This window comes from Paenibacillus faecis, from assembly GCF_008084145.1.
GTDB lineage: Bacteria > Bacillota > Bacilli > Paenibacillales > Paenibacillaceae > Fontibacillus > Fontibacillus faecis.
In genome coordinates this window covers 230,001-246,489 of sequence record NZ_VSDO01000004.1, presented here as the reverse complement: position 1 = coordinate 246,489, position 16,489 = coordinate 230,001, and the positions used below count along the sequence as shown (strand labels likewise).

Genomic DNA, 16,489 nt, shown 5'->3' with positions numbered 1-16,489 from the left:
AAGAAAAGGACAGGGTACCGAAAGAGAGATTTCGGAAACGGTGCGGCATCTTTTCGGCCGATCGGCCAAAATGCGGCGGTGCCGGGAGCCTGTCCGGGATGATACAATGAACAGAAGCGGAACACGGACCTTTTTAACCCACTGGCGGAGGCGAAAAAGCATGGCACGATTATTACTGGTTGACGATCACCGCACTTTTCTGAGCGGCACCGCGATGATTTTGGACAAGTACGGATTTCACGCACAGGTAGCCTCGGATGGAGACCAGGCATTAAAACTGGTGGAAGAAACGGCCTTTGATCTGTATTTGTTCGATCTCAAGCTTCCAGGGATGAACGGGTTTCAGTTGACCCAGGCGACGCTCGAGCGGCGGCCCGAAGCCCGGATCGTCATCCTGACGGGGGAGGATCTGGCCGATCATTACGATCATCTTATCGAAGCGGGTGTCTGCGGCATGCTGGAAAAATCGCTGGGCGAGGAGGAGTTTATCGCCGGTATCCGGCTCGCCCTGCAGGATTTGGTCGTCCTCCCTTTGCCTTTGGCCCGGGGGCTGCGGACGAAATCGCCGCTAACGTTGCCGGGGGAAACGGAGGAACGCCCGCTCACCGCCAAGGAAATCGAAGTTCTTCGACTCATCGCCACGGGCGGCAAAAATAAAGACATTGCCGACCGGCTCTTTATGAGCCAGCGCAATGTCGAATACATCATCTCGAATATCATGGCCAAGCTGAACACCCAGTCACGGCAGGAGTCGGTCGCCAAGGCGATCGAGAAAAAGTGGCTCAGGCTGGAGCCGTAGCCGTCCGTTTTAGCGGCAGGCGGCACTCGGCCCGGAAGCCTTCGTCCGGGCGGGTGTCGATCGAGGCGCTTCCGCCCATGAGGCGGACCCGTTCGTTCAGGCCTCTCAAGCCGAACCTGTCCGGACTCATACCGGCGGCCTCGGCATCCATCCCCTTCCCGTCATCGGCATAGCGGATCACGATCTCGCCGGCCTCTTGGTCCATATCCAGCCCCACCCGTGCGGCCCCGGAATGCTTCCAGGCGTTGTTGAGCAGCTCCTGGACAATCCGGTAAACCGTTAACGACAGATCGTCATCGAGCTTGGCGGCAAGCGTTCCGGTTCGAACCTCCAGTTGAAAGTCGGCGCGGACCCGCATTTTGTCGGCCAGCTTCAGCACCGCGTGAATCACTCCATGTTCGGATAAGAACGAAGGCATAAGTTCCGCGCAGGTTTCCCGAATCATAAATTCCGCGTTGTCGAGCGCCAGGCGCATCCGCTCCGGCGCGGGCATCGGATCATCGGCGGACCCGGAACCTTCCAGCCATCGGCGCGCCGCAAGAAGCTCCTGCAGCACTTCGTCATGCAGGTCGGAGGCCAGCCGCTTACGTTCTTTTTCCGCCATTTGCATGAACAATTTCCCCACCCAAGGCTGCTCCCCGTGGTACCGCTCCAACTCCGATATACGCTTTTCCATCATCGCATAATAATCCAGGAACAAGGCGCCGTACTTCGCCAACAGTTGAAGAGCAAACCGCTCGCGCTCCAGCAAAGGCCGGCCCTTGGGCGAAATCGCGGCGTACAGCTCTTCGCGGCCCATCACTCCGATAAAGACCGGAGCGAACTTCGAACCGGGCAGGATCTCTCCGGGGACGAGCCCGTGATCCGCGGCGAAAAGCAGCTCCTCCAACTCCCGGAGCTCGCCGCTGTCCAGACCCGGGTTATCGATAGAGTTATCGATGGACCGTGCCTTCCGGTTATAGGGAATCCAATGGAAGGAATGCGGTTCAAACAGACGGCGGCCTTCCGCAACGAGGGTATGCTCCAAATCCTTGAGCCGGTAGGAGCCGGAAAGCGCGTCCAGAAGCCGGTCCATATGCTGCCGGATGGCCACCTCCTGCTTCAGGGACTCATGCTGCGTCCGGATTTCCGCATGGGCCTCCCGGTTTTGCTCCAGCACCCTCATATAACGCCGGAAAAATAGCAAGCCGAACACAAAAATCAGCTGCATGAGCGCCCACGGAAAGGTATCCTCCAGGCAGGCCTCCCAGAACACGGGGAGATAGCCCAGCCTTTGACCGGTGAGGACTTGCAGCACATCTTTGCCGACATCGGGAAGGATCAGAATCGCAAAGACCGCAAAGCCGTTGACGATCAGGCGCAGTTCGGAATCCTCGGGATAACGGCGGAACCGATGGGCGAAGCGGCCGGCGGCTAGCAGGAGATACGCCAGCACGATAGCGAGCAGCGCCCCGCTCAGGAAAGGCAACAGAGGCGAAGCGAGCGGGCTGATCGAGGAGATCACGGACATCGCCCAGACCCCGCCGGCCGAATAGATGAAGATCCGGTCGGTCAGCCGGCGGTTCGTCCCCTGCAGATAGCGGAAGAACAGAAAGGCGGCGAACGTCATGCCGCTCTTGACCGCCAGCGATTCGGCCGGGAGGACGGGGAAATCGCCGAACAACAGATGTTTCCCATCCCACTCCCAGAAAAATTGCTGAGAAGCCATTAGCGAGAAGAAGCTCAAATAAAGGTAGCCACGCTCCCGGCGGAGCACGGAGAAAGCCCCGGCGAACACAGCCGCCGCCAACAGGAAGAAGAGGGAGAATACCGCATCGTCCAGATGAAAGCGAAGCTTGTCCATGCTCGCCGGCACATCGGTCAGCGGCCGCATCAGCGCCAAATTGACGCCGCCATTAAGGAGCAGGAGCAGCGCTGACAATATGGGGACATACCAATAGCGACGATTCGGGTAGCGGAGATTCGGGTAGTGGGGATTCGGGAATTTCACAGGCTATGTTCCTTCCTTAAAGTAACTATCCCCATCTTAAGACCGCCGCTCCCCCGTGACAAGCCGGAAAAACTTTTTTCACCCTAGCCAAGCTTCGAGTTAGCCACCGGCCGCATTTTAGCGTCCGGGCATCGCGCTCCGGCCAAGCTTCGCAAGCCAGCCGCCGCCGCGTTAGCGGCATTTTGGGGCGCTATTCGGGCCCGATTTGGCTCCGCGGAGATAATAGCGGTCATTTGAGGCCTTATTTCAACCGGACGGGCCCAAAAACCCTGGTTTGGCCCGTTTTTCACGAAAATAAGGCCTTTTTAGACCGCTATTTCCCTCCGATGAGCCAAATTCGACAAAATAGCGCCTCTTTCGGCCGCTATCACTCGCCTCGACGCGCTCGGCCACGCAGGGGGGCGGGCTGTACGATGCAGAGACGGGCAACGCACCCGGCCAAGCTCCGAGCCGCCGCCGCATTAACGGCATTTTGGGGCGCTATTCGGGCCCGATTTGGCTCCGCGGGGATAATAGCGGTCATTTGAGGCCTTATTTCAACCGAATGGGCCCGAAAACCTTGGTTTGGCCCGTTTTTCACGAAAATAAGGCCTTTTTAGACCGCTATTTCCCTCCGATGAGCCAAATTCGACAAAATAGCGCCTCTTTCGGCCGCTATCACTCGCCTCGACGCGCTCGGCTCCACAGGGAGGCGGGCTGTACGACTCGTGCGCCCTGACCCGCCCGGAGTAGCCCCGCCCTAGCCTGGACACGGTCACGATGCTGTCCCCAGGACGGGCCCCTAGTCTGCTCTTGGCCACGGGCTGTCCCCAGCATATACCTGGCCCGCCCGAAAAGGGCACCCCTCGGCCATCGACGGATGACCTTTGGAGTGCCCTCTGTTTCCTATCCCTTTATTGGAGTTTGTCGGGACTTGCTAGAAATTCACCTCAAAATTCGTGATATTCAGGGTACCCGCCTCCACGGCCTCACCCGTTCCAGTATAAACCTTGAACGCGATAGCCCGGATGTCCGTCAGATCGGATACCGGCGCATTGTTCACCCAGTTTGTATCTTTGGACTTCCAGATCGGAGCATTGAATGGGTACGTCACATCCACTGATTCTCCCGGCGCAATAACCCGCTCAACGGAAGGATCGGCTGCGGTTTGGCCGCCGGTCTCCTCCCAATTCCATCCGGTACCGGTCCGGAGCACCAGGGACACGCGAACCGGCTTGGGGCCGTCATTCGTTAAGGTGGATGAAATGCTCGCATAGCGGGACCAGTCATCTCCAATCCCCAGACCGGGCTTCGTCTCGGTCGCCACGCCCGCCGCCACCGTGTCGCTTAAGGTGGAGGCGTAATTTACGAACACGGTCTCTCCATTTAAGCCGCTTGAAATGCTCCCCGCAAAAGCCGAATCCGCAAAGTTCCACGGATAATAACTTGCGGTTTTTGGGCGGTTCATCTCGGCAATGGTCGCCGCATAGGCACCCGTCGGCAAATCGAAGCTGACGGTATGCAGTTGGATGCTGCCTTTTAAATTGCCGCCTCCCCCCTGCACCCTCAGAATGATCCGATTAACTTCCTCATCGGAGAGAGCCGTCAACGGAACGGTAGCCAACATCGTCGTTTTTGCCGGGACTTTAATGTACTGACCGAGCTCCACCCATCTCCAGGCGCTGTCTTTAACGATCGGCTGCAGTTGAATTTCAACCGAGTTGGGATTGGTCACTATAAGGTTCATCAAGTCAAAAGAACTCCAGTCTGCCGCCGGGCTGGGATCCGCCTGGAAGCTGGGGTAATTCTCCTTTTGGAGATCGAAATTCATGGTTAGTCCGCCGTTTTCAAGCGGGGCCAGCTTGGCCTCGGTCGGATTCGTCGGCTGATCACCGCCGTTTATTCCAACGTACCAGTTCGAGTAGTCGTCAATGATGCCGGGATCGATCACCGGCAGTTGATTCGGGTCCCCGGTGGTTATCGTAACGGCGTTGCTGGCCTCCGACAAATTCCCCGCATCGTCAAAAGCCCTCACAGTGAACGTGTACGTTGTATTCCCTTCCAGGCCTGAAGCGACAAAACCGGTTATCGGGCTAGTGCCGATCATGTTCCCGTCTTTGTACACCCGATACCCCGCCACGCCGATATTGTCCGTGGATGCCGTCCAGGACAGCTTCGCCGTCGTGATGGAAGGTACGACCGTGAGGCTGGCTGGAGCCGTAGGCGCCGTTTTATCTTGGCTGTCCGCGGTTTTCACGCTTACCGGGTCGCTGGCCTCCGATAAGTTTCCCGCGGCATCAACCGCTTTTACCGTAAACGTATAAATCGTATTTGCTTTCAACCCCGTCACTTTATAAGTTGTAGTTGGGCTAATATCCACCAAAACTCCGTCTTGGTACACGTTATACCCGGTCACGCCGACATTATCGGCGGAGGCGCTCCATGTAAGCTCTACCGTAGCGTAATCCGGCGATAGACCCGTCAGGTTCGCTGGCGGTGACGGGGCTTCACGGTCGGACGGGGCATGATCAAAAACGGAACAAATCTCCGAAGTCGCCCGGATGCCGTTCGGCCCGTTGATGAGAATATTCCCCTGCTCGGTATAGCTGGTGCCCGCCCAATCGTGGGACATGTCCAGATACTCCAGCCCCGAACCGTTTCCTTTCCAGGACCAGCCGAGATAACCTACGCCCTTTTCTTCGCTGTAGCTCATGATCGTAGCCTCGTCCACATCCCCATTCGTATGCCGGATGCCGAACTCGCCGATCACGAGGGCCAGATTCTTGTTCAATACCTGATCTATGTTGCTCTTTACAGTCGAGGCGTTTCCTCCGGCATATTCGTACATATGGATCGCAAACATCGTATTGAGAAGCGGGTCGGCATTAAAAACTTGGGTCCCATAGTCGAAAATCGACTGTGGATATTGTCCCCATCCGGCGCTATCCACGATAATCGTGTTCTTGATGCCGGCATTCCGGAGCTTGGGGATGACGGAAATATAGCCGTTGGCCCAGCCCGCCCCATCCCAGGAGCCATACCATTCGTTCGCTATATTTAGGATCACGGTTTTTTCTTTGCCGATTAAGGCGTTCTTCATCTCGATCCAGTAATTCGCGATGTTCTCCAAGACCGCTGGACTGTCCGATCCTGTGCCGTCATGGACTTCCAGCACGACGATCAGTTTATTTTGTTCGCAAAGTGTAATGAGGTTCTGAATGGAGGATAAGCTGTCCTTCGACCACTGTTGGCCGTCCGAAAGCACGATTCTTACCGTGTTGGCTCCTGTCGCGGCGATCGCGGGGATGGCGGCGGACAGCTGATCTTTATACCACGTATGCGCATGATTGATCCCCCTCATCACGAACGGATTTCCGTTCGCATCGTAAAGCGTCGTCCCGTCGATGTAAAACCCGGTACGCATTGATGCCGGGTCCGTTGTAATCCTTACTTCGCCGCTCGCTTCCGACACATTGCCCGCGGCGTCTTTGGCTTTGACCGTAAAGCGGTACTCGGTGTTCGCCGTCAAGCCCGTTACGGTGTAACTTGTCGCGGTACTCGAGCCCGCAAGGAACGATCCGCGATAAATATCATAGCCGGTTACCCCTATATTGTCCGTCGACGCGGTCCAAGTCAGGGTTACGGTCGTATCGGTTTTGACGGAGACGGCAAGATTTGCGGGAGCGGAAGGGGCCGTAGTATCCGGCATGCCGTCCGGACCGTGCACTTCAAATTCCCAAAGAGAATAGCCCCACTCCGTCCCCTTTTGCGTCCCGTACATCCTTACATACCGGGCGGGCTTGGTTTCAAAGGAAATTTCGTCGATTCCCCCGTCCCCTTCCGTTGTGGAATAAACGGTGTCCCACTGATGATTGTCCAAGGAGGTTTGAATCTGATAGGATTTTCCGTAAGCGACTTCCCAGTTCAGCAGGACCCCGTTTATCTCACGGACCGTTTCCAGATCCACGCTGATCCATTGCGGATCGTCATAAACGGATGACCACCTTGTTGAAGGATTCCCGTCGAACGCCATAGCCTCCAATTTGCCGGAATCCTCCACCGTACTTGCCGCTGCCGGTTTGTTTCGGGCCAGATTGGCCGCTGCCGCCCCTGCCGCCCCTGCGTACTTCGGTGGTATGAGACTAAAAAACAAGCCGAAAATGACCACACAGATTAACATCCTCTTCATCCACGGACCTCCCACTAGTGATTTTTTTTGAACACCTTACACTTGTTGTCCCCTGCTCTCCTGCCTTTGTTTTTAATTTGTTAAAATTTTAATTAATTCACGGCATACTCCCACCTCCTCTTCACATCAGTCAGCGCCGTCATTCCATGCTGAACAAAAAGCGGTTGTAAGGTGCTCAAACTTATATAAATGTCTTCAAATAAGTTCGTTTGAAAACATCTCTGACATTACTGCGGCTTGGTGAAATGTTTCCTGCAATTTCGTGTGGTGAAGGGATGATTGGATTCATTCGGATGCTGGGACTGGCGGGTTGTATGGAGGATTTGCAGAACGTTTTTAAAAGCGCTTTCAACATTTGAATTATCCATAATTTATAATCCGTTATTATTAATGTCAATGTACTGAAATAACAAATTTAATAAAAGTTATCATCCTCTTTTCCATCCGCAGGCATTTCACCTAAGAAATTCACGACAGGTCCTTTAATTTGAATAGGGTACGCGCCCCTAAAAAATGGTATGATCTGGTACCGAAAGGAGGGATCGCCCTTTATTTATGTAAGCGCTTAACCTTGTGTTTGAAAGTCCATTTCATTTCACTGAGGGGAGTGCCAGGAATGAGTCAATTGAGGAAGCGCATCATCCCGATCCTGCTCGCCGCCATTCTGCTGATTCCGTCGGGATGGTTGGCGACGGATGCGCAGGCGGCGGGATCGCCGCAGGAGGAAAGCACCGTCACGAAGTATCATGAGACATTCGAGGGCGGCCAAGGGGCCGCGACCCAGGCGGGGGGCGCCCGACTGACGCCGGTCAGCGGCAAATTTTTTGCCGGAAACGAGGACGGAGCGGCCCTGTACGTGAGCAACCGGGCAAACAACTGGGACGCGGCGGATTTCAAATTCGCCGACATCGGCCTGGAGAACGGCAAAACCTATACGGTTACCGTATCCGTGTACGTGGACGCCGAGGAACTTGTGCCGGACGGCGCGCAAGTCTACCTCCAAACGGTGAACAGCTACGGCTGGTTGGCCGGAGCGGAGCTGACCCCCGGCCGGGCGGCGACTTTGACGAAGGAGTTTACCGTCGATACGGGGAAGGATTCGGCCTTACGCGTTCAGTCGAACGATCCCGGGGCCGAGGTTCCTTTTTACATCGGGGATGTAAAAATTACCGCAAAAGCGGACTCGGGCGGTGAGGACCCGCCAAGGGAGCCGGCTTTGCCTTTTGCCGCGGTTACGTTTGAGGACCAAACGACCGGCGGTTTTGAAGGGCGAGCCGGTTCCGAAACGCTGACCGTGACGAACGAGGCCAACCATACCGAAGGCGGGGCTTACGCGCTGAAGGTAGAGGGCCGGACCTCCACCTGGCACGGCCCGTCCTTGCGCGTCGAGAAATATGTCGACAAGGGCCGCGAATACAAAATTTCGGCTTGGGTCAAATTGATCGAACCCGCCAGTTCGCAGCTCCAATTGTCCACCCAGGTCGGGAGCGGAAGCGGCGCGAATTATGTCGCCCTCGCTCCCAAAACGATCAGCGCGGACGACGGCTGGGTTCTGTTCGAGGGAACTTACCGCTATAACAGTGTCGGCGGCGAATATTTGACGATCTATGTGGAAAGTTCCAATAACGCCAACGCGTCTTTTTATATCGACGATATTCAATTGGTAAGCACGGGTTCGGACCCGACGGACATTCAAAGGGATCTGACTCCGGTCAAGGAGGCGTATCGCGACGATTTTCTGATCGGGGGCGCCATTTCGGCGGAAGACCTGGAGGGCGTACGGCTGGAACTTTTGAAGATGCATCATAACGCCGCCACGGCAGGCAACGCTATGAAACCGGACGCCTTGCAGCGGGAGCAGGGAAAGTTTACTTTTGATGCGGCGGATGCCATGGTCGATAAAATTCTGGCCGAAGGCATGAAAATGCACGGGCATGTCCTGGTATGGCACCAGCAATCCCCGGCCTGGATGAACACCACCGTCGGTGAAGGCGGCCAAACGGTCCCCTTGGGCCGGGAGGAGGCTTTGCGGAATTTACGCACCCATATCAAAACGGTAGTGGAGCATTTCGGCGATAGGGTGATTTCCTGGGACGTCGTCAACGAAGCGATGAGCGATAATCCGCCGAATCCCGCCGATTGGGAGGGTTCGCTGCGCAAATCCTTCTGGTACCAGGCGATCGGTCCCGACTATCTGGAGCAGGCCTTCCTCGCGGCGCGGGAGGTGCTCGACGAGCATCCCGATTGGGATATCAAGCTCTATTACAACGATTACAACGAGGACAACCGGAACAAAGCCCAGGCCATCTATCACATGGTAAAAGAGATCAACGAGAGTTACGCGGCCGCTCACAACGGCAAGCTGCTGATCGACGGGATCGGGATGCAGGGGCATTACAACGTCAATACGAACCCGGAAAATGTCCGGCTGTCCCTGGAACAGTTTATTTCCTTGGGCGTGGAAGTCAGCATTACCGAGCTGGACGTTCAGGCCGGAAGCGACTACCGGCTTCCCGAGAATCTGGCGAAAGCTCAAGGCTATCTGTATGCCCAGTTGATGAACCTGTTCAAGACCCATGCGGCGCAGATCAGCCGGGTTACGTTCTGGGGGCTGGATGACGGCACGAGTTGGCGGGCCTCGTCCAATCCGCTGCTGTTCGACAAGAATCTGCAGGCGAAGCCGGCTTACTATGGCGTGATCGATCCGGCAAAATACATCCGCGAGTATGAACCCGAACTGCCGGATTCCCGGCGCTCCACCGCGGCCTTCGCAACTCCGGTGATCGACGGAACGGTCGACCCGGTCTGGTCCCTGGCACCCGCCCTGCCGGTGGATCGCTACCAGCTGGCCTGGCAGGGGGCGACCGGCACGGCCAAAGCCCTCTGGGACGAGCGGAATTTGTATGTGCTCGTTGAGGTAAGTGACGCGCAATTGGATAAGAGCAGCGCCAATGTGTGGGAGCAGGATTCCGTCGAGATTTTTCTGGACGAAAACAACGCCAAAACTTCGTTCTATCAGAACGATGACGGACAATTCCGCGTCAACTTTGACAACCAAGCTTCATTCAGCCCGGAAAGCCGGGCGGACGGTTTCGTTTCGGCGGCCCGAGTTTCCGGAACGAATTACACGGTGGAAGTGAAGATTCCGTTCAAAACAATCACGCCGAATAACGACAAGGGCATCGGCTTGGACGTACAGATCAACGACGCGAAAGACGGTGCCCGCCAAAGCGTGGCCACCTGGAACGACACGACCGGGAACGCGTATCAGGACACCTCCGTCTTCGGCGTGGTTACCCTGAAGGGGAAACCCGGCGATCCGAATAACGGGGGCGGCAACAGCGGTGGAGGCGGCAGCTCCGGGGGCAATAGCGGCGGTAGTGCCAGCCCTGGCAGCTCCGCCCCGCAGCCGGGAGGCGCTGAACCCGTCAACGGCGTGATCCGGCCGGAGACGAAGGTCGTTGACGGCCTGGCCACAGCGGCCATCTCCAGCGGCCATTTGCAGAAAGCGCTCGAGCAATCCGCTGCGACGGCCAACGGGAAAAAACAGATTAAGATTGAAGTTCCAAAGCGGGAAGGCGCAGCTTCGTATGAAGTGCAGCTGCCGGTGCAGGGGTTAAGAAGCCAAGGGGCATTTACGATTTTGCTCGACACCGAACCGGCTTCGATAGAGATCCCGGGCAGCCTGCTGCCGGATGCCGCGGCGAACGCCAAACAAGTAACCGTCCGTGTAGGCAAAGCTTCAGTGGAGGGTTCGGAGGGTGCGGAGGGCTCGGATGTCACGGTCCGCGAAAGGATTGGCGATCGGCCGGTCATCGAACTGGGGATGAAAGCCGACGGTAAAGTTCTCCGTTGGGATGACCCCGAAGGCGAAACGCCTTGGGTTGTGTCCATTCCTTACTCTCCGGCTGGCGAAGAGCCGGGCAGCTCGGATCAGCTCGTGGTTTTGTACATGAATGAGGACGGCAGTGCCGTGCCCCTTCCGAACGGACGCTATGATGCGGCAGCGGGAGCGGTTGTATTTGAGACGACCCGGCTGGGAACCTTTGCCGTGGCCTACGTGCCGCTGGCTTTTGCCGATCTCGATCATGTCCCTTGGGCCAAATCGGCTATTGGAGCTATGGCGGCGCGGGATGTCCTGAAAGGCGTGGGAAGCCCAGGCCGCTTCGCTCCCGCCGAGCCGATCAAAAAAGCGGATTTCATCGCCGCCCTTGTCAGGGTTCTTGAATTAAAGGGGACGGCTGAAGAGAACATCGGCAGCGGCATTGGACCGGGCGGCGAGCTTTCCCGCCGGGATATGATGGAACTGGTGGCGCGCGCGCTGGCGGCCGACGGCAATCCGCTCGAAAGAGGCGGAACGCTGGACGCTTACCCGGACGCCGCCGGTCTGACCGGTTCCGCCAAAGACAGCGCCGCCGCCCTGGTGAAGCATGGCATCCTCAACGGCAAGGGCGGCAAGCTCGCGCCGAACGACCTGCTCACCCGTGCGGAAGCCGCGGTGATTCTCTATCGGATTTGGAAACTGTAAGTTACGCTAAAAGAAACGGCACCCAATGAACGGGAATTTCATCCCGTTCATTGGGTGCCTAAGAGCAAACCACCCGTCAAACGGGTGGTTTGCTCTTAGGCTATAAGCCTTTATTACCGGCTCGCGTCTAAAGGCGCTAGCTTTCACTACGTTCAAGTATGCCGTTGCCGCTTTTGCCTACCCCTGTAGGGGTGCGATTATTACTAGTCCCCCTTCAGACATCCTTGATTAGAATTCCTGCATATGTGCATGTTTTTTCTTGTTCGGAGCCCAAAATTTCAAAATTCCTGCAAATCTGCAGGAATTTTTGACGAAACCGGCTCGTTTCTCTAAAATCGCTAGAAATTCCTGCAGATTTGCACCTTTTTCCCCATCCCCTCGGAGATCGTCCTAAAATTCCTGCAGATTTGCATCCTTTTGGAGTTGGAAGTTTGGAAGCACTCTAGGCGCCTCTTTGTATGTCGAACAAAAGGCGAATTAGCGGAATACCCTCCCGCTAATTCGCCTAATAATTCAACTAAAACTCTATTGATTCCGGATCATATAATCAAATGCGCCCAGGGCCGCTGTCGCGCCCGATCCCATCGAGATAATAATCTGCTTATAAGGAGTATGGGTGCAATCCCCTGCTGCGAATACGCCGGGAACGTTGGTCATGCCGTGACTATCCACGACAATCTCGCCCATACGGGTGCGCTCTACTGTATCGTCTAACCAATCCGTATTCGGCACCAGACCGATTTGGACAAATACGCCCTGAAGTTCGATGTGCTTCTCTTCTCCGGTCGCACGCTCGATGTAAGTTACCCCGTTTACTTTGGTGTCACCTGTGATTTCCTTCACTTGAGCGTTTTTGAGGACGGTCGTATTCGGCAAACTGTTCAGGCGATCCTGCAGGACGGAGTCGGCTTTCAATTCCGGCATAAATTCCAGAACCGTGACATGCTCCGCAATCCCGGCGAGATCGATCGCCGCCTCAATCCCGGAATTCCCGCCGCCGACAACGGCAACATGCTTACCCGCAAAAAGAGGACCATCACAGTGCGGGCAGTACGCCACGCCTTTGTTTTTGAATTCCGCTTCGCCCGGTACGCCAAGGTTGCGCCAACGAGCCCCGGTGGAGATGATGACGGTCTTACTTTTCAGTACAGCGCCATTCTCCAATTCAATTTCGACGAGTTCCTTCTTCTCCAGACGCTTGGCACGCTGTCCCTTCATGATGTCGACGCCGTATTCTTTCGTATGCTCCTCCAGGCTGGCCGCAAGCTTCGGACCTTCCGTGTACTTCACGCTGATAAAGTTCTCGATGCCCAGCGTATCGTTCACTTGTCCGCCGAAACGCTCAGCCACCACACCGGTCCGGATGCCTTTACGCGCCGCATAGATCGCCGCGCTGGCCCCGGCAGGCCCGCCGCCGACGACCAATACGTCATACGGCTCTTTGCCTTCGAATTCCGATGCGTCCGAAGTCCCCAATTTGCCAAGAATATCTTCGATGGACATCCGTCCGCTCTCGAAAAATTCCCCGTTCAAATGAACCGTCGGCACCGCCATAATTTCCTTGCGTTCCACTTCTTCCTTAAATGCCGCGCCGTCAATCATCGTGTGGGTGATCCCGGGATTCAGAACGCTCATCATGTTCAGGGCCTGCACCACATCCGGGCAGTTATGGCAGGTCAGGCTGACATAGGTTTCGAAGTGGTATTCGCCTTTGATGCTTTTAATTTGATCAATAACGCTTTGTTCCACTTTGGGCGGTCTTCCGCTCACTTGCAGCAAAGCCAGCACCAAAGAGGTGAATTCATGGCCTAACGGTACCCCAGCAAAGGTCACGCCCGTGTCTTCCCCCACGCGATTGACGCTAAAGCTCGGAGTGCGGGGCAAGGAGGTTTGTTCAACTGAAATTTTGTCCGACATGCTGGACAGTTCTTGAACCAAGTCCAGCATGTCGTTGGATACAGAATCGTTTCCTGCACTGACTTTCAGCAGAACGTTGCCTTCCATGAGCTGGAGGTACTGTTCTAGTTGTTGTTTAATATCTGCATCCAGTTTCATGATTTTAACGCTCCTTAGATTTTGCCTACAAGATCAAGGCTTGGTTTCAGGGTTTCGCCGCCTTCTTTCCATTTCGCCGGGCATACTTCGCCTGGATGGTTGCGTACATATTGAGCGGCTTTGACTTTGTCGATCAGCGTGCTTGCATCGCGGCCGATGCCTTCCGCCGTAATTTCAATCGCTTGAACCACGCCGTCCGGATCGATGATGAACGTGCCGCGGTTAGCAACGCCTTCTTCTTCAACCAGCACATCGAAGTTGCGGGAGATCGTGTGGGAAGGGTCGCCGATCATGATATAAGTAACTTTGCCGATCGCCTCGGAGCTGTCGTGCCATGCTTTGTGTACAAAATGCGTATCCGTCGAAACCGAGTAGACTTCAACACCCAGGTCTTTCAGCGTAGCGTATTGATTTTGCAGATCCTCAAGCTCGGTAGGGCAGACGAAAGTGAAATCCGCAGGGTAGAAGCAGAAAATGCTCCATTTTCCTTTCAGATCAGCCTCGGTCACCTCGATGAATTTTCCGTTGTGGTAAGCTTGTGCTTTAAAGGGCAGGACTTCTTTTCCAATCAATGACATGATTAAATGTACCTCCTGTTATTTTGGTTTCGTTATAAGCATAGTAGTTTAAGGTAGTGTATCCCGTTTCCTTAACTTGCTATACTTTATATTTATACTAATTATTATATGCGAACCATTCTCAATTACAAGCAACTTCATAAAGTCTTCATGATTTAAATCAGATGAATTCAAAAAAATGTCACCTCTCTATCAAGCGAGGGAGACAAAAAAACATCTTAAAGGGTGCTTACCACGATTTACTCCGCTTCAAACTTCTTGAAAAACCGGATCGTCTCCTCGAAATCGTCGTCATCCTTGTAAATGTCCAGAACCCGCCCCAGCTCGATAGCGAAGTCGACATATTTATGCGGCGGAGCCGTCACGATATTCCCGGCAATCTCCACCCCGTTGCGAACGATGGCGGGCTCCGCTCCATCCGGTCCCCGCGCCGCTTGATGCGCGGCCTTGACCAGTTCCGCGGCGGAGCAGATGCCCGCGACCACCTTGTTCCTGAAGATCAGCTCCCGAAGCAGTTTTTGCAAAGGAAGGTGGTTTGCCCAAGGTTCCAAATCGCCTCCCGGCAGAAGGAAAACCCCAATCTCCTCCGCCGTGACCTCTTCCAGCCCCACATCCGGGAGAACCGTAAAGTCTTCGCAGGATTTGACCGGCGCTTTGGAGACGCCTACGGTTATGATGTCCCCCCCTGGTTTTCAGAAAATATGTCGCAGGCATAATTTCAAAGCTGACGTAGCCTTCATAGATAAAAACATGATATTTCATCAGGCACCTACTTTTTATGTATTGTTTTATATAACAATAGCACTCGGCCTAAGGAACATAAACCCGTTTTTACTCTGCCACGCCCAGCTTCTCGTGGTCCAGCAGCCACTGCTTTCTCGACAACCCTCCCCCATAGCCGCCCAATTCGCCGTTCGAATTGATTACGCGGTGACAGGGAATCAGGATCGCCAACTGGTTGGCTCCATTGGCCTGGGCTACGGCGCGGTAGGCACTCGGCTTCCCCATTCCCGCGGCGAGATGGGCATACGAAGTGGTCTGCCCCGGCGGGATTTTTCGCAATTGGTCCCACACTTCCTTCTGAAAAGGGGAGCCCAGCAGGGTCACCGGTGTTTTGAATTCCGTTAACCGGCCTGCAAAATAGTCCGTCAACTCCCTCTCAATGGATTCGATCGGCGGTGTGCTGCCCGGAATGATCGCGGCTTTCGTCCGCTTTCTCAACCGTTCGATCTCGCGTTCCAGTCCTCTCCGGTCCACAAACTCGAGCAGATACAGAGCCTGTTCGTCGGCGATGGCAACCATCGGACCCAGACGCGTGTCCAACCAGGAAGCCTTCAAAATCCGCTGCTCCCCCAGTTGGGCGGGGGCGGCCCCCATGATCCGCGAGAATGCATCCCTAAATCCGCTGCCCGATTCATAGCCCGTGGATAGCTGGGCATCGATCACCGCGCTGCCGGCCCGGATCTGTTTTAAGGCCATCCCCATTCGCCGGGCTCTCGCGTATTCGACAAACGTCATACCGAACCTCTTCTTAAACTGCCGGCGGGCCGTTGAAGCATCGACCGACAATCTCCGGAAGTCTTCCTCTCTCCAGCGGTGTTCCGGGTTTTCTTCGACCGCTTCGACCAACTTGCGTACAAGCTCCGAAACATGGTTCGGATGGGACAAAGGGCGGCAGCGTTGGCAGGGACGGAATGAGGCCAACAGGGCTTCCTTGGCCGTCTCGTAAAATTCGCAATTTTCGAATTTGGGTTTCCTCGCCGGACATGTCGGCCGGCAAAAGACACCGGTTGTCTTCACTCCGACATAGAAAATTCCTTCATACTCGGACTTTTTATCGATCAGCGCCTGATAATACACTTGTTTCCGGTCGGCCGGGATCATCCTGCTCCTCCTTTTTTCTTGCGGTTGTTGATGTGGTGACTCCTTCACAATATATACTCCGATTATAACGTTTCCGAAAAAAAGCTTCCGCCGAAAATCGGGCATTGATTTTTTGTGCAGGGTGCTAGTGTCCATCAAAGAACCTGGATCGCATCGAATTCCTGCATATCTGCATGTTTTTTTCTTGTTTGGGACAAAAAATTGAAAATTTCTGCGATTCTGCAGGAATTTTCGACGAAACCGGCTCGTTTCTCTAAAATCGCTAGAAAAGCCTGCAGATTTGCATCTTTTTTCGCATCCGCTCGTGAATCGGCCTAAATACCTGCAGATTTGCATCTTTTTGGAGTTGGAGGGGTTGGAAAGTTGTGCTGGGCACTTTGATTTACGGGGGCTATGATGCAAAAAACCGCTCGGTGAGCGGGTTTTATGGAAAATGATGTTCTATTCTATTAAACTATCCGTTCAACCGCAAAAAAAACCAAGCCAG

The 16,489-nt window shown here is 55.0% G+C and carries 8 protein-coding genes; 2 read left to right on the top strand and 6 right to left on the bottom strand.

All coding sequences use genetic code 11. The features are described from left to right. The first annotated feature begins 160 nt into the window (after nucleotides 1-160). Complete coding sequence (locus FRY98_RS19170; RefSeq protein WP_170287132.1) at nucleotides 161-799, top strand: response regulator transcription factor; 639 nt, start codon at nucleotides 161-163, stop codon at nucleotides 797-799. Here the strand turns inward: FRY98_RS19170 and FRY98_RS19165 are convergent. Then, nucleotides 783-2,789, bottom strand: coding sequence for a sensor histidine kinase (locus tag FRY98_RS19165; RefSeq protein WP_148454964.1), 2,007 nt, complete (start codon nucleotides 2,787-2,789; stop codon nucleotides 783-785). The two genes, FRY98_RS19170 and FRY98_RS19165, sit on opposite strands and share 17 nt — an antisense overlap. 916 nt (nucleotides 2,790-3,705) lie before the next feature. Beyond that, nucleotides 3,706-6,957: a cellulase family glycosylhydrolase gene (locus FRY98_RS19160; RefSeq protein WP_148454961.1), complete on the bottom strand. Its 3,252-nt coding sequence runs from the start codon at nucleotides 6,955-6,957 to the stop codon at nucleotides 3,706-3,708. 616 nt (nucleotides 6,958-7,573) lie between these two features. On the opposite strand from FRY98_RS19160, the gene FRY98_RS19155 reads away from it, so the two are divergent. Then, complete coding sequence (locus FRY98_RS19155; RefSeq protein WP_148454959.1) at nucleotides 7,574-11,485, top strand: glycoside hydrolase family 10 protein; 3,912 nt, start codon at nucleotides 7,574-7,576, stop codon at nucleotides 11,483-11,485. A 525-nt stretch (nucleotides 11,486-12,010) separates the two neighbouring features. On the opposite strand, the gene ahpF is transcribed toward FRY98_RS19155, so the two are convergent. The 4 genes from ahpF to FRY98_RS19135 all read right to left on the bottom strand — a co-directional run bounded on the left by ahpF (nucleotide 12,011) and on the right by FRY98_RS19135 (nucleotide 16,002). Beyond that, nucleotides 12,011-13,540, bottom strand: coding sequence for an alkyl hydroperoxide reductase subunit F (gene ahpF, locus FRY98_RS19150; RefSeq protein WP_148454957.1), 1,530 nt, complete (start codon nucleotides 13,538-13,540; stop codon nucleotides 12,011-12,013). Nucleotides 13,541-13,554: 14 nt separating this feature from the next. Next, nucleotides 13,555-14,118, bottom strand: a complete 564-nt coding sequence (gene ahpC, locus FRY98_RS19145) for an alkyl hydroperoxide reductase subunit C (RefSeq protein ID WP_148454955.1) — start codon at nucleotides 14,116-14,118, stop codon at nucleotides 13,555-13,557. A 239-nt stretch (nucleotides 14,119-14,357) separates the two neighbouring features. Then, the gene (locus tag FRY98_RS19140; RefSeq protein WP_249043492.1) at nucleotides 14,358-14,792 is read right to left on the bottom strand and encodes a DJ-1/PfpI family protein; all 435 of its coding nucleotides are present in this window, start codon (nucleotides 14,790-14,792) and stop codon (nucleotides 14,358-14,360) included. 157 nt (nucleotides 14,793-14,949) lie between these two features. Then, the gene (locus FRY98_RS19135) at nucleotides 14,950-16,002 is read right to left on the bottom strand and encodes a bifunctional transcriptional activator/DNA repair enzyme AdaA (RefSeq protein WP_148454953.1); all 1,053 of its coding nucleotides are present in this window, start codon (nucleotides 16,000-16,002) and stop codon (nucleotides 14,950-14,952) included. Nucleotides 16,003-16,489: the final 487 nt, after the last annotated feature.